The sequence below is a fragment of the Kitasatospora sp. NPDC089913 genome (genome assembly GCF_044748625.1).
Classification (GTDB): Bacteria; Actinomycetota; Actinomycetes; order Streptomycetales; family Streptomycetaceae; genus Kitasatospora.
In genome coordinates this window covers 854,409-875,528 of record NZ_JBIVGI010000001.1, presented here as the reverse complement: position 1 = coordinate 875,528, position 21,120 = coordinate 854,409, and the positions used below count along the sequence as shown (strand labels likewise).

The 21,120-nt window shown below is 75.3% G+C and carries 19 protein-coding genes and 1 pseudogene; 9 read left to right on the top strand and 11 right to left on the bottom strand.

The window, feature by feature from the left end:
* Window positions 1-43: 43 nt before the first annotated feature.
* Together ACIPYS_RS03930 and ACIPYS_RS03925 are read right to left on the bottom strand one after the other, a co-directional pair.
* Window positions 44-1,831, bottom strand: a pseudogene (locus ACIPYS_RS03930) (FAD-binding dehydrogenase); the annotation flags it as partial.
* Window positions 1,812-2,447, bottom strand: coding sequence for a TetR/AcrR family transcriptional regulator (locus ACIPYS_RS03925; protein ID WP_400742667.1), 636 nt, complete (start codon window positions 2,445-2,447; stop codon window positions 1,812-1,814). The gene ACIPYS_RS03925 and the pseudogene ACIPYS_RS03930, both read right to left, overlap by 20 nt.
* Window positions 2,448-2,694: 247 nt before the next feature.
* Here ACIPYS_RS03925 and ACIPYS_RS03920 point away from each other — a divergent pair, with 247 nt between their 5' ends.
* On the top strand, window positions 2,695-3,069 hold the full coding sequence (locus ACIPYS_RS03920) for a YciI family protein (protein WP_093862650.1): 375 nt from the start codon (window positions 2,695-2,697) through the stop codon (window positions 3,067-3,069).
* Between the two features lie 206 nt (window positions 3,070-3,275).
* Window positions 3,276-4,517 carry an RNA polymerase sigma factor gene (locus ACIPYS_RS03915; RefSeq protein ID WP_400742863.1) on the top strand — a complete coding sequence of 414 codons (1,242 nt, stop codon included), beginning with the start codon at window positions 3,276-3,278 and terminating at the stop codon, window positions 4,515-4,517.
* Between the two features lie 155 nt (window positions 4,518-4,672).
* Here the strand turns inward: ACIPYS_RS03915 and ACIPYS_RS03910 are convergent, their stop codons facing one another.
* A complete protein-coding gene (locus tag ACIPYS_RS03910) occupies window positions 4,673-5,188 on the bottom strand; it encodes a MarR family winged helix-turn-helix transcriptional regulator (RefSeq protein ID WP_093862649.1) in 516 nt (171 codons plus the stop codon).
* Window positions 5,189-5,339: 151 nt separating this feature from the next.
* On the opposite strand from ACIPYS_RS03910, the gene ACIPYS_RS03905 reads away from it, so the two are divergent.
* Both ACIPYS_RS03905 and ACIPYS_RS03900 read left to right on the top strand, forming a co-directional pair.
* On the top strand, window positions 5,340-6,122 hold the full coding sequence (locus tag ACIPYS_RS03905) for a dioxygenase (RefSeq protein WP_093862648.1): 783 nt from the start codon (window positions 5,340-5,342) through the stop codon (window positions 6,120-6,122).
* A gap of 137 nt (window positions 6,123-6,259) precedes the next feature.
* On the top strand, window positions 6,260-6,850 hold the full coding sequence (locus ACIPYS_RS03900) for a maleylpyruvate isomerase N-terminal domain-containing protein (protein WP_400742660.1): 591 nt from the start codon (window positions 6,260-6,262) through the stop codon (window positions 6,848-6,850).
* Between the two features lie 15 nt (window positions 6,851-6,865).
* Here the strand turns inward: ACIPYS_RS03900 and ACIPYS_RS03895 are convergent, their stop codons facing one another.
* Window positions 6,866-7,246 carry a VOC family protein gene (locus tag ACIPYS_RS03895; protein ID WP_093862647.1) on the bottom strand — a complete coding sequence of 127 codons (381 nt, stop codon included), beginning with the start codon at window positions 7,244-7,246 and terminating at the stop codon, window positions 6,866-6,868.
* 108 nt (window positions 7,247-7,354) lie between these two features.
* Window positions 7,355-7,849, bottom strand: coding sequence for a group II truncated hemoglobin (locus tag ACIPYS_RS03890; RefSeq protein ID WP_093862646.1), 495 nt, complete (start codon window positions 7,847-7,849; stop codon window positions 7,355-7,357).
* Between the two features lie 227 nt (window positions 7,850-8,076).
* Between ACIPYS_RS03890 and ACIPYS_RS03885 the strand changes: the two genes are divergently transcribed.
* The 3 genes from ACIPYS_RS03885 (at window position 8,077) to ACIPYS_RS03875 (ending at window position 10,914) form a co-directional block, all read left to right on the top strand.
* Window positions 8,077-8,862: an SDR family NAD(P)-dependent oxidoreductase gene (locus tag ACIPYS_RS03885; protein WP_400742654.1), complete on the top strand. Its 786-nt coding sequence runs from the start codon at window positions 8,077-8,079 to the stop codon at window positions 8,860-8,862.
* A 78-nt stretch (window positions 8,863-8,940) separates the two neighbouring features.
* Window positions 8,941-9,330, top strand: coding sequence for a MerR family transcriptional regulator (locus ACIPYS_RS03880; RefSeq protein WP_093862644.1), 390 nt, complete (start codon window positions 8,941-8,943; stop codon window positions 9,328-9,330).
* 51 nt (window positions 9,331-9,381) lie between these two features.
* Entirely contained in the window at window positions 9,382-10,914 is a 1,533-nt protein-coding gene (locus ACIPYS_RS03875) for an AMP-binding protein (protein ID WP_093862643.1), read from the top strand.
* Between the two features lie 18 nt (window positions 10,915-10,932).
* On the opposite strand, the gene ACIPYS_RS03870 is transcribed toward ACIPYS_RS03875, so the two are convergent.
* Complete coding sequence (locus tag ACIPYS_RS03870; protein ID WP_159425037.1) at window positions 10,933-11,721, bottom strand: LuxR C-terminal-related transcriptional regulator; 789 nt, start codon at window positions 11,719-11,721, stop codon at window positions 10,933-10,935.
* A 178-nt stretch (window positions 11,722-11,899) separates the two neighbouring features.
* Here ACIPYS_RS03870 and ACIPYS_RS03865 point away from each other — a divergent pair, with 178 nt between their 5' ends.
* Both ACIPYS_RS03865 and ACIPYS_RS03860 read left to right on the top strand, forming a co-directional pair.
* A complete protein-coding gene (locus ACIPYS_RS03865; protein WP_400742648.1) occupies window positions 11,900-12,730 on the top strand; it encodes a TIGR03084 family metal-binding protein in 831 nt (276 codons plus the stop codon).
* A gap of 89 nt (window positions 12,731-12,819) precedes the next feature.
* Window positions 12,820-13,308 (top strand): hypothetical protein, encoded by a 489-nt coding sequence (locus ACIPYS_RS03860; protein WP_159425036.1) that lies wholly within the window; start codon window positions 12,820-12,822, stop codon window positions 13,306-13,308.
* Window positions 13,309-13,412: 104 nt separating this feature from the next.
* Here ACIPYS_RS03860 and ACIPYS_RS03855 read toward each other — a convergent pair whose 3' ends face one another.
* The 5 genes from ACIPYS_RS03855 to ACIPYS_RS03835 form a co-directional block, all read right to left on the bottom strand.
* Entirely contained in the window at window positions 13,413-14,039 is a 627-nt protein-coding gene (locus ACIPYS_RS03855; protein WP_400742644.1) for a hypothetical protein, read from the bottom strand.
* Between the two features lie 81 nt (window positions 14,040-14,120).
* Entirely contained in the window at window positions 14,121-14,879 is a 759-nt protein-coding gene (locus ACIPYS_RS03850; protein WP_400742641.1) for a DUF4232 domain-containing protein, read from the bottom strand.
* Between the two features lie 34 nt (window positions 14,880-14,913).
* Window positions 14,914-18,264 (bottom strand): error-prone DNA polymerase, encoded by a 3,351-nt coding sequence (locus ACIPYS_RS03845; RefSeq protein WP_400742638.1) that lies wholly within the window; start codon window positions 18,262-18,264, stop codon window positions 14,914-14,916.
* A 49-nt stretch (window positions 18,265-18,313) separates the two neighbouring features.
* A complete protein-coding gene (locus ACIPYS_RS03840) occupies window positions 18,314-20,335 on the bottom strand; it encodes a hypothetical protein (RefSeq protein WP_400742635.1) in 2,022 nt (673 codons plus the stop codon).
* A 15-nt stretch (window positions 20,336-20,350) separates the two neighbouring features.
* Window positions 20,351-21,094: a hypothetical protein gene (locus tag ACIPYS_RS03835; RefSeq protein ID WP_159425035.1), complete on the bottom strand. Its 744-nt coding sequence runs from the start codon at window positions 21,092-21,094 to the stop codon at window positions 20,351-20,353.
* Window positions 21,095-21,120: the final 26 nt, after the last annotated feature.

The window sequence follows — 21,120 nt, the reverse complement described above, 5'->3', positions numbered from 1 at the left end:
CCGACGACCGGGGGGACCGACCGTCGGGCCGACGCCGGCGCCCTCAGGACACCGCCTCCGCCGCCGCCCGGCCCGCCGCGCGGCCGGAGAACAGGCAGCCGCCGAGGAAGGTCCCCTCCAGGGCGTTGTAGCCGTGCACGCCCCCGCCGCCGAAGCCGGCGACCTCCCCCGCCGCGTACAGGCCGTCGAGCGGACGCCCGTCGAGCCCGAGCGCCCGGGAGTCGAGGTCGGTCTGGATGCCGCCGAGGGACTTCCGGGTCAGGACGTGCAGCTTGACCCCGATCAGCGGGCCCGCCGCCGGGTCGAGGACGCGGTGCGGGGCGGCGGTGCGGCTGAGCCGGTCGCCCAGGTAGCGGCGGGAGTTGCGGATGCCCTGGATCTGCGCGTCCTTGCTGAAGGGGTTGGCGATCTGGAGGTCCCGGGCCTCGATCTGGGCCCGCAGCACGACCGGGTCGAGCAGCGGCTCCTCGGTCAGGCCGTTCATCTTCGCCACCAGTTCCTCCAGGGTGGCGGCGACCACGAAGTCCGCGCCGTTCCGCTTGAACGCCTCCACCGGCCGGGGGGCGCCGCTGCCGAGGAGGCGCTCGCGCAGCACGGCCTTGCGGTCACCGCTGGTGAGGTCGGGGTTCTGCTCCGAACCCGACAGCGCGAACTCCTTCTCGATCATCCGCTGGGTGAGGACGAACCACGAGTGGTCGTACTGGGCGATGTCCTCGGTGGTGCGGAGGTGCCTGAGGGTGCCCAGGGTGTCGTAGCCGGGCAGGCAGGGCTCCGGCAGACGCCGTCCGAGGGCGTCGAACCACAGCGGCGACGGGCCGGGGAGGATGCGGATCGCATGTCCGGGCCAGACCGGGTCCCAGTTCCGGATCCCCTCGGTGTAGTGCCACATGCGGTCGCGGTTGACCAGCCGCACCCCCGCGGCCGCGCTGATGTCGAGCATCCGCCCGTCCACGTGGGCGGGGACACCCGTGATCATGTTCTTCGGGGGTGTGCCCATGCGCTCCGGCCAGTGGCGGCGCACGAGTTCGTGGTCGCCGCCGATGCCGCCGGTGGTGACGATCACGGCCTGGGCGGTGAGCTCGAACTCCCCGGCCGGCTCCCGGTTGGAGGCGGCGCCGCGCGGGGCGGGGTCCGGCGCCAGCAGGGTGCCCCGCACGCCCGTCACCGCCCCGTCCCGGACCACCAACTCGTCGACCCGGTGCCGGTGGTGGAAGGTGAGCAGGCCCGCATCGGCGGCCTGCCGGGCGTCCTGCACGAACGGGCCCACCACCCCGGTGCCGGTGCCCCAGGGGACGTGGAAGCGGGGCACGGAGTTGCCGTGGCCGTCCGCGCGCAGGTCGCCGCGCTCGGCCCAGCCCACCAGCGGTGTCAGCTTGATCCCGCGCTCGGTGATCCAGGCGCGCTTCTCGCCGGCGGCGAAGTCCACGTAGGCGCGGGCCCAGCGCACCGCCCAGGAGTCCTCGTCCTCGAGGCGGTCGAAGCGGGCGCTGCCGCTCCAGTCGTTCCACGCCAGCTCGACGGAGTCCTTGACGCCGAGCCGCCGCTGTTCGGGAGAGTCCACCAGGAAGAGCCCGCCGAAGGACCAGTGGGCCTGGCCGCCGAGGTTGGCGGCGCTCTCCTGGTCCAGCAGCGCGACCCGTCGGCCCCGAGCGGTGAGCTCGCGCGCCGCGACGAGGCCGGCGAGTCCGGCTCCGACCACGATGACATCGGCGTCCATGACAGCACTCCATCCTTCGGGCGACCGGCCGGGCCTGCTGGTCCGGCCGGGGACACAGGGAAGACAAGGGCGAGCGGGGGGCCGGGGACGCCCGTCAGCCGGGACCGTCGGCGGCCAGCAGGGCGAGCAGCAGCTGCCGGAGCCAGGCCCGGGCGTGCTCGACGTCGCGGTCCAGCAGGAGCTGGGTGGTGACACCGTCGTAGGCGGCGATCACCGCGTGGGCCGCGCCCTCGGCGCCCCCCAGCACCGCGGGCAGCGGGCGCTCGGCGGCCACCTCGGCCAGCCGTTCGGCGATCAGCTCCCGCAGCCGCCGGCGGTGCTCCAGCAGCGTCCGCGCGGTGCGGGGGTCCCTGGCGGCCGCGACGAGGAAGTCCGTCTTGATCAGCAGCCAGTCGCGCTCCAGCAGCAGCACCCCGGTCACCCGCTCGACCAGCGAGGCCACGTCGGTGTCCCCCGCCCGCGCCGCGAGCGCCCCGGTGACCTGGGCGGCGATCAGCTCGGCCCGCTCCTCGTACAGGACGAAGAACAGCTCCTCCAGGGTGTCGAAGTTCGAGTAGAACGCCCCCCGGCTGTACCCCGCGGCCTCGCAGACCTCCTCGATGGACACCCGGCCGAACCCCTTGGCCGCGAACACGCCGAACGCGGCCTCCAGCAGCCGTGCCCTCGTCCGCGCCCTGCGCGCCGTCACCCGGACGCCGCCGGGCCCCGGTGCCGTCTCCGTTCCGGCCACAGTGCCACCTCGATACATCGGCGTATCGGATACATCGGTGTATCCGCCGCCACCGTAGCGGAGACCCGGCCGGGTCCGACACCCCCGCGCGGCGTCTCTCCCGGCTGCGGCGCCGGGCGCTCCGGTGGCCGGGTCCGGAATCCGTCGGAAGAATTTCCCGACCGGCTGTCGAAACGGACGCCCTCCGTTCGACGCAGGGGTGAGCGGCGGGGAGAAGCCCCGCCCGCACCGACGAGGAGTGAGTACCGTGCCGCGCTTCATGAGCCTGATCCGCATCGACGAGCAGCAGTCCCAGAACTTCGACATGGACCCCGCGTTCGAGGAGCGCATGGGAGCACTCTTCGCGGAGATCACCAAGGCCGGGGTGATGCTGGACACCGCCGGACTGCTGCCCACCAAGGAGGGCACCCGGCTGCTCTGGGAGGGCGGCAAGGTGACCGCCACCGACGGACCGTTCACCGAGACCAAGGAGGTCGTGGGCGGCTACGCGATCCTCCAGTGCAAGGACATGGCCGAGGCCGTCGAGTGGACCCGGCGCTTCCTGGAGGTCCACCCCGGGAGCTGGACGGTCGGCGCCGAGCTGCGGCAGATCGACGAGGCCGCCACCCCGCCGGAGGCGTGACGGGCCGGGCGGGGCCGGGCGGGCGGGCGGGCGGAGGCGGACCGGCCGGGCGGGCGGTTTGCCCGCCCGGTCGGCGGCTGCTCTGATGGGTGATCGTGACGGAGCGCGACGCGGGTGCGACGGAAGCCGCCGGGACGGACACGGCCGGGGCGGACACGGCCGGGACCGACACGGCCGGGACCGACACGGCCAGGACGGTCGAAGCGGTGTTCAGGATCGAGTCCGCCCGGATCATCGCGGGGGTCACCCGGATCGTGCGCGATGTCGGCATCGCCGAGGAGCTGGCACAGGACGCGCTGGTCGCCGCCCTGGAGCAGTGGCCCGGCTCGGGCGTTCCGGACCGCCCGGGCGCCTGGCTCATGGCCACCGCCAAGCACCGCGCGGTCGACCTGGTCCGCCGCCGGGAGACGTACGCCCGCAAGCTCGCCGAGGTCGGGCGGGCGCTGGAGGACGTCCCGCCGCCGGAGCCGGCCGGGCCGGACGACATCGACGACGACCTGCTGCGGCTGATCTTCACCGTCTGCCATCCAGTGCTGTCCGCCGAGGCCCGGATCACGCTGACGCTGCGGCTGCTCGGCGGGCTCACCACGGCGGAGATCGCCCGGGCCGTGCTCTCCTCGGAGCCGACGGTCGCGCAGCGGATCGTCCGCGCGAAACGGACGCTGGCGCAGGCCCGGATACCGTTCGAGGTCCCGTACGGGGCGGAGCGGGCGGCCCGGCTCTCCTCCGTCCTGGAGGTCATCTATCTGATCTTCAACGAGGGCTACTCGGCCACCGCCGGGGACGACCTGCTGCGACCGGGGCTCTGCGAGGACGCGCTGCGCCTCGCCCGGGTGCTGGCCGCGCTGATGCCCGGGGAGCCCGAGGCGCACGGGCTGGCGGCGCTACTGGAACTCCAGGCCTCCCGGACGGCGGCCCGCACCGCCCCGGACGGCCGGCCCGTGCTGCTCGCCGACCAGAACCGGGCCCGCTGGGACCGGCTGCTGATCCGGCGCGGGCTCGCCGCCCTGTTGCGGGCGGGCACCGGTCCGTACTCGGTCCAGGCGGCGATCGCGGCCTGCCACGCGCGTGCGGTGCGCTACGAGGACACCGACTGGCGGACCATCGCCGCCCTCTACGAGCGGCTGATGGCGCTGACGCCGTCCCCGGTGGTCGAGCTCAACCGGGCCGTGGCGCTGTCGATGGCCGAGGGCCCGGCGGTCGCGCTCGACGTGGTGGACGCGCTCGCCGAGGAACCGGCGCTGCGCGGGTACCACCTGCTGCCCAGCGTCCGGGGGGATCTGCTGGCCCGGCTGGGGCGGGGCGCGGAGGCGCGGGCGGAGTTCGAACGGGCGGCGGGGCTCACCCGCAACGAGCGCGAGCGGGAGCTGCTGCTCGCCCGCGCGACGGAGGCGGCCCCGGCCGGGGACCGAGGACCGGACGGCGGTCGAGGGCCGGACGACGAGTGAGGGCCGGACGACGAGTGAGCCCCGGACGGCGGTCGAGCACCGGACGGGCGCGGGCAGGGGCGGAAGCCGGGTACCGAGGACGACGGGGGTGTCCTCGGGACCCGGCGGCTCGAAGGGCGGACCGCTCGCGGACGGTCCGGAGGGTGTCGCCCGACTCAGAGGGCGTCGTCGAGGCGGAGGCGGGCGCTGACCTGGCCGAGGCCGTCGGCGAGCACGGCGAGCTGCTCCCGGCTGAGCACGTCGATCAGCAGTTCGCGGACCAGCGCGACATGGCCGGGCGCGGCCTCCCGCAACATCTCCCGGCCCTGGTCGGTGAGTTCGGCGAAGACGCCGCGCACATCGCTCGGGCAGGAGCGCCGGCCGACCAGCCCCGCCTTCTCCAGCTGGGTGACCTGGTAGGTCAGGCCGCTCTTGGAGGTGACGAGCTTGTCCGCCAGTTCGGTCATGCGCAGCGAGCCGGCCGGGGCGGCGGAGAGATGGACGAGGATCTCGTACTGGGTGTGGGAGAGACCGGAATCCTCCTTGAGCTGGCGTTCCAGGCGGCGGTTGAGGAGGTTGCTCGCGGTGACGAAGCTCCGCCAGGCAGCCATCTCCTCCTCGTCGAGCCACCGGGGCTCGTACGGGGAGGCGGCGGAGGGGGGCGCCGAAGGTGCGGACGAGGTGGAGGGCATGAGGTGATCGTACTCCTATTGTTCAAATTCGAACGAAGGTGTACGGTCGAATCCTGGGAGAGTTCAAATTTGAACTACTTTCCCGGACCGCCCTTCCACGGACCACCCCGAGCACCCCGAGCACCCCGAGGGCCGGAGGAGAAGAACCGCCATGAGTACCGCCGCAACCGGCCGCATGCCCGCCCTCTACCTGTCGCACGGCGCACCGCCGCTCGCCGACGACCCGGTCTGGCCCGGTCAGCTGGCCGCCTGGTCCGCCGACCTGCCCCGGCCCAGGGCGATCCTGATGGTGTCCGCGCACTGGGAGGAGGCCCCGCTCGCACTCGGCGCCGTCACCACCGTTCCCCTCGTGTACGACTTCTGGGGCTTCCCCGAGCACTACTACCGCGTCCGGTACGCCGCCCCCGGCGCACCGGAGCTCGCCGAGCGCGTGCGCAAGCTGCTGCGCGCCCCCGGCACACCCGTGCAGGACATCCCCGACCGGGGCCTCGACCACGGCGCCTACGTCCCGCTGGTGGAGATGTTCCCGGAGGCGGACATCCCCGTCCTCCAGGTCTCGATGCCGACCCTCGACCCGCAGCGGCTGCTGGAGATCGGGCGCCGGCTCGCCCCGCTGCGCGACGAGGGCGTGCTGATCGTCGGCAGCGGCTTCTTCACCCACAACCTGCGGGCGCTCAGCAACGACGGCCGGATCACCTCGGTGATGGCCGAGTTCGACGACTGGGGCCGGCGGGCGCTCGAGGCCCAGGACCTCGACGCGCTGCTCGACTTCGAGGAGAAGGCACCGGCCGGCCGGCTCGCCCACCCCCGGACGGAGCACTTCGCCCCGCTGTTCGTCACCCTCGGTGCCGCCGAGGCCGAACTGGGCCGCCAGCGCACCGTGATCGACGGCTTCTGGATGGGCCTGGCGAAGCGCTCGATCCAGATCGGCTGACGCCCGGCGAGGCCCGAGCGCCCGGAGCGGGCGGCCGGGCGGTTCGGGCGGCCGGGTGGTTCGGGCGGCCGGGTGGTCCCGGCGGTCCGGGCAGCTCCGGCGCACGTCCGCCGGAGCGGGCATGAGACGGTGTGGCGATGACCGACCACCGGATGAACGGCGCCGACGTCCGGGCCGCGCTCGGCGAGGCGACGGCCGTACTGGGACCCGCCGCCGAAGCGGGCGGCCCGGACTGGGACGCGCCCGCCGGGCCCCTGGAGTGGAGCTGCCGGGACACCGCCGCCCACATCGCCCACGACCTGCTCGCCTACGCCGGACAGCTCGCCGCCAGGCCCGCCGACCGCTATCTGCCGCTCGACCTCACCGTGCACCCGGACGCCGGACCGGCCGAGGTGCTCACGGTGGTCACGGCCGCCGCGCACCTGCTGGCCACCGCCCTGGACGCGGCACCGCCGGAGCTACGGGCTTGGCACTACGGGCCGTGCGACCCGACCGGGTTCGCCGCGATGGGCGTCGCCGAGACCCTGCTGCACACCCACGACATCACCCTCGGGCTGGGCCTGGGCTGGCGGCCCCCGGAGCGGCTCGCGGCGGCGGTGCTCGCTCGGCTCTTCCCCGACGCGCCCGCCGGGCAGCCTGCGGACGTGCTGCTCTGGTGCACCGGCCGGGGCGAACTCGACGGCCGCCCGCACCGGACCTCGTGGACCTGGCGGGCGGCCGTCGGCTAGGGGTTGTGCGGCCGCTCAGGCGGTGGCGGCCCGCTCGGCGGCGCTGCGCACCACGCAGAACTCGTTGCCCTCGATGTCGGTGAGGGTCACCCAGCCCGCGCCGTCGGGCCGGCGGTGGTCCTCGAACTGCTTCGCGCCGAGGGCGATCAGGCGCTCGACCTCCTCGTCCCGGGTGCGGTCCTTGGGCGTCAGGTCGAGGTGGAGCCGGTTCTTGACCTCCTTGCCCTCCTCGACCCGGATGAAGAGCAGCGAGACGCCCTCCGAGTTGACCTCGATCTCCGGGTCGCCGGGGACGTCGCCCTCGCCCAGGGCGCCGTCCACCACCTCCGCCCAGAACAGGGCGAGGGCGTGGGGGTCTGCGCAGTCGAACGTGACGTGTTGCACGAGAGAAGCCATGCGCCCACTGTGGCCCGTCAGGCCTCGCTCGTCCAAACGGATTCCGCGGCCGCCGGAGGTGCCCGGCGGCCGTTCCGAGGGGCGTTCCGGGGCCTGCCCCCGGTGGCCCTACTTGAGGCCCTCCCAGCCCCAGCGCGGGGTGGGGCCCGGGTCCCCGAGGTCGGTGCCGGCCGGCGAGGCCGAGACGTCCTTGGCGATCCGGGTCCCCCAGTCGAAGTACTCCAGGACACGCCGGCGCAGCAGTTCACCCTCGGGGAGTTCCTTGTGCACGGCCTCCGCCATCAGCTCCATCCACCGGATGCGCTGCTCCTCGGTGATGGCGAGCCCGAGGTGGGCGCGGAGCAGGGACTGGTGGCCGCCGAGGTCCGTGGTGAAGCGCTCCGGACCGCCGAAGATCTCGGCCAGCCAGACAGCGACGTGCTCGATGTGAGTGGGCGTGAAGTCGGCGAAGACCGGCGCGAGCAGCGGGTCGGCGAGCACGCCCCGGTAGAAGGCCTCGCTCAGTCTCCGGAGGGCGTCGAGACCCCCGATCGCCTCGTAGAGGCCGTCGGAGCCGGTGGAGCTGTGGGAGCTGTGGGAGCTGTCGGAAAGGTGGTCGGTCATCGGTGTCTCTCCCCGTGCGGATGTCCTTGAGGTCCTTGCGGTCCTGCCGCCCTTCCTAACAGCGGAACGGGGGCCGCGCCTCCCCCGCGACCTCTGTTCGCCGCCTGTTCGCCGCCGGCTCAGCAAGAGGAAGCCCCGGCTCCGGCTCGCGCCCACCACCCGGCCCCCGCCGTTCACGGAACGGCGCTTGACCTTGACACCGGCGTCAGGGTCGCAGGCTTGCGGGCATGAACGGAACGACGGGAACGGACGGGGCTGTGGCGGAGCGGGTACGGGTGGTGGTGGTCACCGGCGCGGGGACCGGGATCGGGCGGGCGACGGCACTGGCCTTCGCCGAGCAGGACCCGCGGGCACGGGTGGTGGCGGTCGGACGGCGGGCCGAACCGCTGGCGGGAACGGCGGAGCGGGCACCGGGGCGGATCGTGCCGCTGGTCGCCGACATCACGGCGCCGGACGGCCCGGAGACCGTCGTCCGGGCCGCACTGGAGCGGTTCGGCCGACTGGACGTCCTGGTCAACAACGCGGGCATCGCCCCGCACGCGACACTCGGCGGCTACACCCCGGAGGGCATCGGCGCGCTGCTGGCCACCAATCTGACGGCGCCCGTCCTGCTGACCCAGGCCGCGCTGCCCGCGCTCACCGACAGCCGGGGCGTGGTCGTCAACGTCAGCACCGCCGTCGGCCTGCGCGGCTGGCCGAGCAACTCCGTCTACGCCGCGAGCAAGGCGGCCGTGGACACCCTGACCCGCAGCTGGGCCGTGGAACTCGCCCCGCGCGGCATCCGGGTCGTGGCGGTGGCGCCCGGCGCGATCGGGACGCCGATCGCCGACCACGCCGGGATCGGCCCCGAGCGGCAGGCGGCACTGCGCGCCTGGCAGATCGCGCACACCCCGCTGGGCCGGATCGGGGAGGCCGCCGAGGTGGCCTGGGCCGTCACACAACTCGCCGCGCCGCAGGCCTCCTTCGTCACCGGAGTAGTCTTGCCGGTGGACGGGGGCGCCGTGGTCGGATGAGCGCCCCGGTCGGACGAGCGGCCCCGGACGACCGGCGCAGCGGTCCGACCGGCCGGGAGAAGGACGGGGGCCGCGCGGGTGCGGATCGGCGAGCTGGCACGGGCCACGGGGACCACCGCCCGGGCACTGCGGCACTACGAGCAGGCCGGACTCATCGGCTCCGGGCGGGCCGCCAACGGCTACCGGGTCTACGAGGAGTCGGCGGTGACCAGGGTGCGCAACATCCGCTCCCTGCTGGAGGCCGGGTTCACCCTGGAGGACGTCCGGCCGTTCCTCGGCTGCCTGGACCAGGAGGCGTTCGGGCCGCCGTCGGCCGGCGCGCTGCGGATCGCCCGGGACCGCCTGGCGGTGCTGGAACGCCGGATCGCCGCCCAGGCCGAGACCCGGGACCGGCTCGCCGCGGCGATCGCCGGCGCCGAGGCGGCCGCCGGGACGGCCACCGGGGCGTTCCGGACCACTTCCGGGTGACACCCCCGATCGGGGGTGTGCAGGGGGCGGTGGGCGGAGGACAGTGGGCGCATGCAGATTCCACTCTCCGTGATGGACTTCCTCGACCGGGCCGAGCTGGTCTACGGCGACCGGGTCGGCATCGTCGACGAACCGGCGCAACCCGCCGAGTCCTGGGGCGACCTGACCTATCGACGGGTGGCCGAGCTGGCCCGGGCGCAGGCCGCCGGGCTGGACCGGCTCGGGGTCGGCCCCGGTGAGCGGGTGGCGGTCGTGTCGCACAACTCGGCGCGCCTGATGACCTCGATGTTCGGGGTCAGCGGGCACGGCCGGGTGCTGGTGCCGGTGAACTTCCGCCTCCGGGCGGAGGAGGTGTCGTACATCGTCGAGCAGAGCGGCGCCTCGGTGCTGCTGGTCGACCCGGAGCTGGCCGAACCGCTGGCCGGGGTGGTCGCCAAGCACAAGTTCGTGATCGGCGCGGACAGCGACCGGCTGCTGTACGACTTCGAGCACGCGCCCCGCCGGTACCCGATCGACGAGAACGACACCGCCACCGTCAACTACACCAGCGGAACCACCGCACGCCCCAAGGGTGTTCAGCTCACCCACCGCAACCTCTGGCTGAACGCGAACCTGATGGCCCTGCACTTCGGCGCGAGCGACCGGGACGTCTACCTGCACACCCTGCCGATGTTCCACGCCAACGGCTGGGGCTTCCCGTTCTCGCTCACCGGGCTCGGCGCGCGGCACGTGGTGCTGCGGAAGGTCGACGGTGCGGAGATCCTGCGCCGGGTCGAGCGGCACGGCGTGACCTTCCTGTGCGGCGCGCCGGCCGTGGTGCAGATGGTGCTCGACGCGGCGGCCGAGTGGGAGGGGCCGGTCCCCGGCCGGGACCGGGTGCGGATGGTGGTGGCCGGCGCACCGCCGCCCACCTCGGTGGTGCAGCGGATGGAGTCCGAACTCGGCTGGGAGTTCATGCAGATCTACGGCCTGACCGAGACCTCGCCGGTGGTGACGGTCAACCGCACCCGCGCCGAGTGGGACGAACTGCCCGCCGAGCGACGGGCCGAGAAGCTGGTGCAGGCCGGCGCCCCCGCCCTCGGCAACCAGGTGCGGGTGGACGAGCAGGGCGAGGTGCTGGTCCGCTCCAACGTCGTCCTGGAGGGCTACTGGCAGCAGCCGGAGGCCACCGCCGAGGCGGTCCGGGACGGCTGGTTCCACACCGGCGACGGCGGCACCCTGACCGACGGCTATCTGACCATCTCGGACCGGAAGAAGGACGTCATCATCAGCGGCGGGGAGAACGTCTCCTCGATCGAGGTGGAGGACTGCCTCTACGACCACCCGGCGGTGGCCGAGGCCGCGGTGATCGGTGTGCCGGACGCCAAGTGGGGCGAGACGGTCAAGGCCCTGGTGGTGCTGAAGCCGGGCAGCGAGGCCGGCGAGGCGGACCTCATCGCGCACTGCAAGCAGCGGCTGGCCGGGTACAAGTCCCCCACCTCGGTGGAGTTCCGGGAGTCGCTGCCGCGGACGACCACCGGGAAGCTGCAGAAGTTCCGGCTCCGCGAACCCTACTGGGCGGGGCGCGAGCGCCGCGTCAACTGAGCTTCTCAGGCCAGGTGTTCAGTCCAGCAGCCCGGACTCACGGGCGGTGAGCGCGAGTTCGGTGCGGTTGCGGACGCCGAGCTTGTGCATCGCGCTCTTCAGGTAGCCGGTCACCGTGTTGCAGGTGAGGCCGAGCTGGGCGGCGATCTCCGGGTTGGTCCGGCCGGTCGCCGCCCAGCGGAGCACCTCGTGCTCGCGCCGGGTGAGGGCCGCGGGCGCGGGCGGCGGCCCGGCCCTCCGCGGGGAAGGGTCCGCGCCCCCTTCCCCGCACCAGGCCGCGGCCCCGGCCAGGGCCAGGGTGGCGGCCTCGGCGAGCCTGGTCACCGCACCGATCCGGACGTCCCCGAACGGCACCACCGCGCGCAGCGAGGCGTACACGACGCCGTGCACCGCGCCCCGGTGGAGCAGCGGCACGGTGAGCATCGCGTAGAGGTCCTCGGCGGTCACGGCGGCGTCGTAGTGGTGCGAGATGGTGGTGGCGGCGCGGTAGTCGGGCACCCAGCTGGGCGCCCGCTCGGCCAGTGCCCGGCCGCCGAGGCCGGTCCCGGCCGGTACGGCGAGGTCGTGCAGCAGGTCCGCCCGGGTGCCGGCCCAGTGCCGCAGCACCATCCCCTCGGTGCCCGGTCCGGCCGGTTCCCGGTCCGGTACGCCGACGAGACCGACGTCGGCGCCGCAGTCGGCGACCACCCGGCGGGCGAGGTCGCCGAGCACGGCGTCCCGGACCAGTTCGGCAGCCCGGGCGGCGAGGTCCGGCCGCGCGGGCGCACCGCCCGTCGGCGGGCCCGGGGTGGTCGGGGCGGCAGTCACCGCGCGATTGTCACACGGGTTCCCGCCCGCGGGGAGGGGTGCGGAGCGCGGGTTCGGTGGAGTTCCGGGTGCGGGACCGCCGGGCGGCGTAGGGTGCGGGCGCGAGGTTACCGGCGGGTCACCAAGGGTGGCGCGCCGCGGTGTGTTCCAGGTTTCCGAGCTTGCGAGAGGGAGATCCATGACGGACCCGAACGTTCCCGGGAAGTCGTCCGTGCTGACCGGACTGCTGGCCGACCTGCGGGCCGAGAGCGAGGTGCTGGACGGGCTCGTCGCCGGCCTGGAGCCGGACGGCTGGGCGCTGGACACGCCCGCGGCGGGCTGGACGGTGGCCCATCAGATCGCCCACCTGGCCTGGACGGACGACTGGTCCGAGCTGGCCGCGCGCGACCCCGGGGCCTTCGTCGCGGACTCCGGCCGGATCTTCGGCGAGTTGCTCGCGGCCGGAGCGGACCCGGTCGAGGACGGCGCCGCGCGCGGGGCCGCCGAGGAGCCGGCCGCGCTGCTGACCCGCTGGCGGGCCGGCCGGGAGCGGCTCGCGACGGCCCTCGCGGCGGTGCCGGCCGGGACCGCGCTGCCATGGCTGGGGCCGCCGATGAAGGCCCCGTCGATGGCCACCGCCCGGCTGATGGAGACCTGGGCGCACGGACAGGACGTCGCGGACGCGCTCGGTGCCGTCCGCGAGCCGAGCGCCCGGCTGCGGCACGTCGCGCACCTGGGCGTACGAACCCTGGGATTCGCGTTCACGGTGCACGGACTGGCCGCTCCGGAGGCCCCGGTGCGGGTCGAACTGACGGCGCCGGACGGCGGGTTGTGGATCTGGGGGCCGGAGGGGGCGGCGGACCGGGTGGCCGGCCCGGCCCTGGACTTCTGCCTGCTGGTCACCCAGCGCCGGCACCGGGACGACCTCGCGCTGACCGCCGTCGGCGCGGTGGCGACGGCCTGGCTGCCGATCGCCCAGGCCTTCGCCGGACCGCCCGGAAAGGGGCGGCCGAGCGGATTCTCGCTTTAGCGGATCAATCGTCAAATAACCCCGCCTGACAGGTAAACCACACGTTCCGGCGATATACGGAGTTCGTCGGCGAATGATGGAATCCCGCCATGAAGCGAATGAACCCGAGCCGCACCACCCTGGCCGGCTGCGTCGCCCTGCTCGCCGTCGGCGGCCTCCTGGCCGCCTCCGCCCCGGCCGCGTTCGCGCTGCCCCCGGGGCCTGCCGCCGCGGTCGTGTCGGCCCAGGTCCGAGCGGGGACGCCGTCCGCGCACCAGGTGGTCGTCTTCTTCGAGGAGTACCGGCGGGCGGTGCTGGGCACCAGTGGCGAGCGGCCGGCCGAGGTGCGCAAGCGCTTCCTCACCCCGGCCCTCGACCGTCGGCTCGACACCTGGGCGCAGGAGAACGACGCCGATCCGGTGTTCCGCGCCCAGAACGTCCCGCTGGACTGGTCCGTCCAGCAGGTCAAGGAGGAGTACGGCTTCGCCTCCGTCCGGCTCACCGAGTTCTGGGTCGGGGGCGGCAGCCAGGAGGTCTGGTTCACCGTACGGGTGCGCGACCTGAGGATCGTCGAACTCGGCGACCGGCCCGCCTTCTGACCGGCCGGTCCTCCCGCCGGTCGGGTCCGGCCGACGGACCTCCGTGAACCCCGGCGCGGCGCAGGCACCCCCACGACTGCGCCGCGCCGGTCAACCGCGCGCGGTCACTTGCCGCCGTCGCGCAGGATCAGCAGCCCGCTCCCCCGCTCCCGGGCACCCGCCGTCCAGTCCGGCAGCAGTTCGCCGACCAGCCACTCGACCTCCTCGGCCGCGTCCTCGTCACCGCCCGGCAGGAGTTCCGGCTCCTCGTGGATCCGTTCGGTGTCGAATCCGGCCAGTTCGCCGTGGACGCGGTCGAGTTCGGGACCGGCCGCGAGACAGGGGAAGGGCCACGGATCCCCGTCGGACACCTCGGCGCGCGGCCACGGCCAGGGGCGCGCCCACAACGCGGCGAGGGCCGGCAGCCCCCAGGCCCGGAAGGTGCCGGTGAGTTCGTGCCAGCCCCGCCCCGGCAGGGTCGCCCCGCCGAGGCGGTCCCCGGCCCCGGGCAGCAGGAGTTCCAGCAGCCAGCCGTAGCCGCCGGGGCGTGCCGGGTGGAGCCGGCCGCCGACGATCTCCCGCAGGGCGGGCTCCACCTCGGCGGGATCGGTGGCCCGGAGCAGCCGCCCGGCCGCCGTCAGCGGGGCGATCCGGTCCAGCGCGGAGCGGACGAGGGCCTCGTCGCCGGAGCCGACCGTGCGCAGCAGGGCGTCGCCGTCGACCGCGAACGCCGAGAGGTACTGTTCGGACATGGGGTCATTGTCCCGGTGCCGTCGTCTCGCCCGTCGGGCGGGGGTGTTGGGGCCCGGCCGGACGGGCTGGGGCGTTGGGCGCTACCGCGCGGGCGCGGACCACGGGGCGACGCCGAGCCGGCCGGTGGTGCCGAGGTCGAGCTCGGCCGGGACGGTCAGCCGGGGGCGGCCGGGGAGCGGGGCGACCTCCAGGTAACGGCCGTTGTCGGGGGCCTTGTCGCCCATGGCCACGGTGTTGCGCCAGACCAGCTGGAACTCGGCGTACTCGCGCGGCTGCAGGGTCAGCGGCTTCGGAGCCGCGTCGAAGTCCGCCAGGGTGGCGATGCCGGCCGAGCCGCGCTTGACGGTGACGGCGAGCGGGGCGCGTTCGGCGTCCAGGACCCGGACGCCCGGGTGGCCGTTGAGGCTGTAGGGGCGGGTGCCGCAGTTGGTCAACCGGACCGGCAGCACCCGCAGGCCCATCGCGGCATCGGCCTCGCCGACGGTCAGGGCGACGCCTTCGGAGGAGCAGACGGGCGGCGGGGCCGGGGTGGCGGTCGGCGCGGAACCCGGCAGGGGCACCGCCCGGACGGACCCCGGGGTGGACCCGGCACTCGCGGCGGGTGCGGGAGTCGGCGCGGCCGTGAGGGGCTGCGTGACCACGGGGACCGGCGTGACCACGGGGGGCGCGTCGCCGATGCTGCGCGCCGGGCCCGGCGCTCCCCCGCCCGCCCCGGTCGCCGGGGTGCTGCCGCATCCGGCCGTCGCGAGCACGCCCACCAGGAGCAGCAGCCCCACCCGGACGGAGGCCCGGGGAACGACGGTGATCGGGGGTGGGGTCGGCGACGACGTCGATTCCATGGGGACGATCATGGCACGAACCGATCCGGCGCACTCACAGCCCGATCCGCAGCGGGGCGAGCCGGGTGGCGACCAGGTTGGTGGCGCCCCGGTCCCGTTCGACGTGCCCGTGGACCAGCAGTCCGGCCCGGTCGAGGGCGGTGCGGCGCTGGGACTCCCAGACCGGTCGGCTGCAGATCACATTGATCAGCCCGGTCTCGTCCTCCAGGCTGATGAAGAGCACCCCGCCCGCCGTCGGCGGCCGCTGCCGGTGGGTGACCAGGCCGCCGACCACCACCGCCGTCCCGTCCGGCACGTCCGGGAGCCGCTCCGCCGGTAGCGCGCCGCCGCGGTCCAGGTGGGCGCGCAGATGCTGGAGCGGATGGCTGCTCGCGGAGGTCCCGGTGGCCCAGAGGTCGGCGATGGTCTCCTCGATCGGGGTCATCGCGGGCAGGTCCGGCGCCTCGGTGCCGGGCGTCGTGCCCGGGATGAGGTCCGCCGAGACGCCCGCGAACGCGCCCGCCGCCCAGAGCGCCTGCCGCCGTCCGAGCCCGAAGCAGCCGAACGCGCCCGCCGCGGCCAGCGCCTCCAGTCCCGGCGCCGGCAGGCCGGTCCGGCGGGCGAAGTCCTCCAGGTCCGCGTACGGGCGCCCGGCCGCGATCGCCTCGGCCTGCGCGGTGCCGATGCCGCGCACGGTGTCCAGCCCGAGCCGGATCGCGGGCTGCGGCAGGCCCGCGGTCAGCGGCGGCGCGGGCGTCGGCCCCCGGTAGGGCTCCAGGGTGGGCGCGGGCCCGCTGGCGTTGACGTCCACCCCGCGCACCCGCACACCGTGCCGCCGGGCGTCCGAGATCAGGCTCAGCGGCGAGTAGAAACCCATCGGCTGGTTGGCCAGCAGGGCACAGGTGAAGGCCGCCGGATAGTGGTACTTGAGCCAGGCGCTGGCGTACACCAGGTAGGCGAAGCTGATCGCGTGGCTCTCCGGGAAGCCGTAGTTGGAGAAGGCCTCGATCTTCACATAGACGTCCTCCGCCACCTCCTGCGGGATGCCGCGCGCGGCCATGCCGTCCAGCAGCCGTTCGCGCAGCCGGGCGACCCGTTCGTGGGAGCGCTTGGCGCCCATCGCCTGGCGCAGCCGGTCCGCCTCGGCGGGGGTGAACCCGGCGCAGTCGATGGCGAGTTGCATCATCTGCTCCTGGAACAGCGGCACCCCGAGGGTCTTGCCGAGCGCGTTCTCCATCAGCGGGTGCGGACAGCCGGCCGGCTCCACCCCGGCGCGGCGGCGCAGGTACGGGTGGACGGAGCCGCCCTGGATCGGGCCGGGCCGGATCAGCGCCACCTCCACCACCAGGTCGTAGAAGTGGTCCGGCTTCAGGCGGGGCAGGGTGGCCATCTGGGCACGCGACTCGACCTGGAAGACCCCGACCGTGTCGGCCCGCCGCAGCATCGCGTACACGCCCGGGTCGTCGTCCGGGATGGTCGCCAGGTCGTAGTGCCGGCCGTGGTGGCGGGCGACCAGGTCGCAGGTGTCGTGCAGCGCGGCGAGCATGCCGAGGCCGAGCAGGTCGATCTTGACCAGGCCGGCCCCGGCCACCGACTCCTTGTCCCACTGCAGCACGGAGCGCCCCGGCATCCGGGCCCACTCGGTCGGGCAGATCTCGGCGATCGGCTCCCGGGTGAGCACCATGCCGCCCGAGTGGATGCCCAGGTGACGTGGCAGTCCGTGGAGTTGGCCGGCGAGCGAGAGCACGTCGGCGGGGACGACGGCGTCCTCGCCGGGCGGCGAGCGGAAGTCCGCCTGCCGGCTGAACGCATCGACCTGGCCCTGCGGGTAACCGAGCACCCGGGCGGCGTCGCGCAGCGCCAGCCGGGGCCGGTAGGTGATCACATTGGCCACCTGGGCGGCGTGCTCCCGCCCGTACCGGCGGTAGACGTACTGGATGACCTCCTCGCGGCGGCGGTTCTCGATGTCCAGGTCGATGTCCGGCGGCCCGTCCCGGGCGGTGGAGAGAAAGCGTTCGAAGAGCAGCTTGTAGTGCACCGGGTCGACGGCGGTGATCCCCAGCGCGAAGCAGACCGCCGAGTTCGCCGCAGAGCCGCGCCCCTGGCACCAGATGTCCTCGCGGCGGCAGAAGTCGACGATGTCGTGCACGATCAGGAAGTAGCCGGCCAGGTCGAGGTCCTCGATGACGTCCAGCTCGCGGGCGAGCTGGCGGCGGGCCGGACCGTTCGCCGGTCCGAACCGGGCCGGGCCGCCCTCGGCGACCAGCGCGCGGAGATGGCCGATCTCGGTGCGGCCGGGCGGCACGGGGTAGCCGGGCAGCTCCGGGTCCATGGTCGCGAAGTCGAAGGAACAGGCGCGGGCGAGGCCCACGGTCGCCTCCCGGACACCGGGGAAGCGGGCCAGCCGGGCCGCCATCTCGCGGCCGGAGCGCAGGTGGGCGGTGCCGGCGGCCCGCGTCCAGCCCGCCGCCCCGGCGAGGGTGCGGCGATCGTGCAGGGCGGCCAGGCCCTGGGCGAGGCGGCCCTGGGCGGGGCTCGCATGGTGGGCGTTGGTGGAGGCGACGGTCGCCAGGCCCAGCCGGGCGGCGAGCCCGGCGAGGGCGTCGTTGCGCAGGTCGTCGCCGGGCAGCCACTGGTCGATCAGTTCGACGTGGACGTTGTCGTGGCCGAACGCCTCGACGAGGGCGCGGAGTTCGAGTTCGGGGTCGGGGACGACGAGGGCTCCGGGGCCGGCCGTGCCGGTGGCGGCCAGGGCGGCCGGGACGCGGCCGAGGCGGCATCCGGTGAGCACCGCCCAGTGGCCGCCGTGCGCCTCGGCCAGGGCGGCGAAGTCGTAGACCGGTTTCCCCTTGGCCCCGCCCGCGAGTTGGGCCGCGCCGATGACGGCGGAGAGACGCCGGTAGCCCTCCGGGTCGCGGGCCAGCACGAGCAGGTGCTCGACGCCGTCACCCACTTCCTGACGGATCGTCAGTTCCGCGCCGAAGACGGTCGCCACGCCCGTGCCCCGGGCCGCCTCGGCGAACCTGACCACACCGTAGAGGCCGTCGTGGTCGGTGAGCGCGAGTGCCTCGACCTCCAGCCGGGCGGCCTCGGCGACCAGCGCCTCGGGGTCGCTGGCGCCGTCCAGGAAGCTGAAGGCGGAGTGGACGTGCAGCTCGGCCCAGGGAGGCCCGGCGGGGGCGGCCGGCCAGGCGGGGCGCGTGGGAGCCGCGGGGCCGGCGGCCTCCGCGGCCGGGCCCGGGCGCAGCGGCACCACATCGCCGCCGGCGCGGGCGGCCATGCGCCGGTGCAGCTCGCTCCAGGGGACGGAGGGATGGCTGGTGAATCCCATCGGGGTGGTGCCTTCGATCTCTCGTTCGTTCTCCGGTCCCCCGCTCGGACGGCCCGCGTCGTCCGCGTCGTCCATGTCCTCCGGGCCATCCGTGTCGTCCGGGCCGTCCGGGCCGTCCGGGCCGTCAGTCGTACCCGGCCTCCACGAACCAGGCACCCCCCTCCACCGTGAGCAGCAGCGCCCGCCCGTCCGCCACCGTCACCTGGAACCGGGCCCGGCGGCGGGCCCGGGCCTGGTCCCACCAGTACTCGACCGCCGGCCAGGGTCCGGTCCAGCCCTCCACCGGCAGTTCCCGCCCGCGCACCGCCACGACGGCCGGCCGGGCCGACACCCCCGCCCGGCCGTCCACCGTCACCGCCCGCCCGTCCGCGTCCAGGACCGTCGCCGGCACCGGGACCCGGTGCACGACGGAGGGCCAGACGTCCCGCAGCCCGCCGACCCGGCCCGGCCACGGCGCGTCGGCGGGCGCTGCCGGGTCGTACGGCTCGCCCCACGGCACCCGGACCACCTGGTCGTCCGGCCCCCGTCCGCCGGCCGGCTCGATCCGGCGCAGCCCGGCATGCCCGAGCACCGCCTGCACCCGGGCCACCGCGCGCTCCACCCGGTCATCGGCCACCGCCTGCCCCCAGAGGGCGAGTTGGCGGCCCTGGTCGGGGGTGAGGTCGTCGGGGACGAGGCGCAGCGCGGTGAAGCCGCCCACCTCGGGGCCCGTTCCGGGGCCGTCGTCACCGGGACGGCTCTCCCCGGCCCGGCTCCCACCGGCGCGGCTCTCCCCGATGCGGTCGAACGTGCCCGCGCTCTGCCAGGCCTGGAGCTGCCAGCGGACCCGTTCGGCGAGCGCCGTCGCCGAGAGCCGGCCCTCGTGCCGCCAGAGCCGGGCGACCGTCCGGCCGTCCGCACACACCACCTCGACGGCGACCCGCTGACAGGTCAGCCCCGCCCCGGCGAGCCGCTGGTGCAGCCGCTCGGCCAGGGTCCGGGCGACGAACACCAGCGGCTCGGCGAGCGGCTCCGGCGGATCGAAGCGCTGCTCGACGGAGAGGTCCGGCCCCTCGGCGCGCGGCACCAGCGGGCGCGGCTGCAGCCCCCGGGCCAGCCGGTGCGCCGTGGCACCGGTCGGGCCGAAGCGGTCGGCCACCGACTCGGCGGGCAGCGCGGCGAACGCCCCGACCGTGGGCAGGCCCAGCCGGTCCAGCAGTTCGGCCAGCCCGGCGTCACCGAGCGCGGCCACCGGGTAGGGCGCGAGGAACTCCGCCGTCCGCCCGGCGGGGACCAGCACCCCGGCCCGGGCGGCGAGCACGGCGGCGAACAGGCCGTCGGCCACCCCGACCAGGCCGAGCGGCTGCACCAGCGCGGGAGCCGCAGGCGTTCCGGCCCCCGGCCCGGGGACCGGTTCCGACGGGGGCGCCGACGGACAGGCGGGCGGGCGCGCGAAACCGCCCCGAGCGCCGTCCCGGGCGGGCGGCGCGGCGGAGAACAGCTCCTCCGTCCCGGCCGTCCGCCGCCGGGCGGCCCCGGCCCGCTCGGCATCGGCGGGGTGCCCGGGAGCGGCCGGACGCAGGGGGACGACCTCGGCCAGGCCGTCGCCGTCGCCGTGCCCGTCGCCGCGCTCCCTCTCCGTGCCCGCCTCCGCGTCCGCCGGCTGCCGCTGGGGCCCGGCCACCGCCGCCGCGACGGCCTCCGCGACCGCCACCACCTCCGCCGACACCGCCAGGGCAGCCGTGACCGCCGCCCGGACCTTCGCCGCCAGGGCCTCCTCCCCGCCGAAGTAGCGGGCCGGCCCCTTCACCGGGATCGCGCACAGCCCCGGGCGCAGCACCTCCACCCGGGGGGTGAACGCCTCCACCGCGGCGGCCACCGGTTCGAACCGCCGGGCCTCCGCCTCCGGGTCCCGGTCCCGCAGCTCCAGCGCCGGACAGAGCCGCTGGGCCAGCTTGAGCCGCTGCCCCTGCCGCACCCCGGCCGCCCGGGCCGTCGCCGAACAGGCCAGCACCCGGCCGCCCTCGACCACCGCCACCGGGGCGTCCCGGTCCTCCTCCGGACGTTCGACGGTCACCACCGGCCAGTCCGGACACCACACCACCAGCACCCGGGGGGTGACCGCGCCACTCGCCCCGGTGGAGCCGGCAACCTCTCCGCCGGTCAACTCGCACCACTCATCTCACACCACCGCCATGCGGTCGAGACCCGTACCGGGCCCCGCCACCGCGTCCTCCCCCACCACGTCCGCCGTCCCGGTGCCGACCGTCTCCTCCACGGTCCGCACCGCGCCGTGCGCGTCCGGCAGCCAGAGCCTGGCCGCCCGCCCGCGCACCGCCGAGCCGCGTCCCTCGGCCACCACCTCCACCTGGCGTCCGGTGAGCTGCCCGTGCCCGTCCCCCAGCCCGAACCAGCGCCCGGACCGCACCCCCAGCCGCAGTCCGGCCCCCGGCCACGGACCGGCCACCAGCAGCACGCAGCCGCTGCGCCGCAGGACGGCGGCCAGTCGGGCGGCCAGGTTCGGCGGGACCGGGCCGTCCGGGCGCAGCATGATCAGCTCGACGGCCCCGGCCAGCACCGACACCACCTCGGCCCAGTGCGGGCCCGGATCGTCGGCCACCAGCAGTCGCCGCAGATCCAGCCCGTACCCGGCGGCCGCGGCCAGTCCGAGGTCGGGCAGCCCGACCGCCGCCGCCCATCCGCCGTCGGTCTCCCGCACCCCGGCGGCCAGCGCCAGCAGCAGCCCGGCGTCCCCGCCGGCCACCGACACCGCGGTCCCCCGCCTCAGCCCGCCCTCCGGCAGCACCCCGCGCAGGGCGGGGACCACCGGCAGCAGCCCCCGGCCGGGGGCGGCGGGCGACGCCACCGGCCGGAGCGCGGGCTGTCGCTCGACGGTGGATTCGAAAACGGATTCGATAACGGGCACACCCCCAGGATCGAACATCTGTTCGC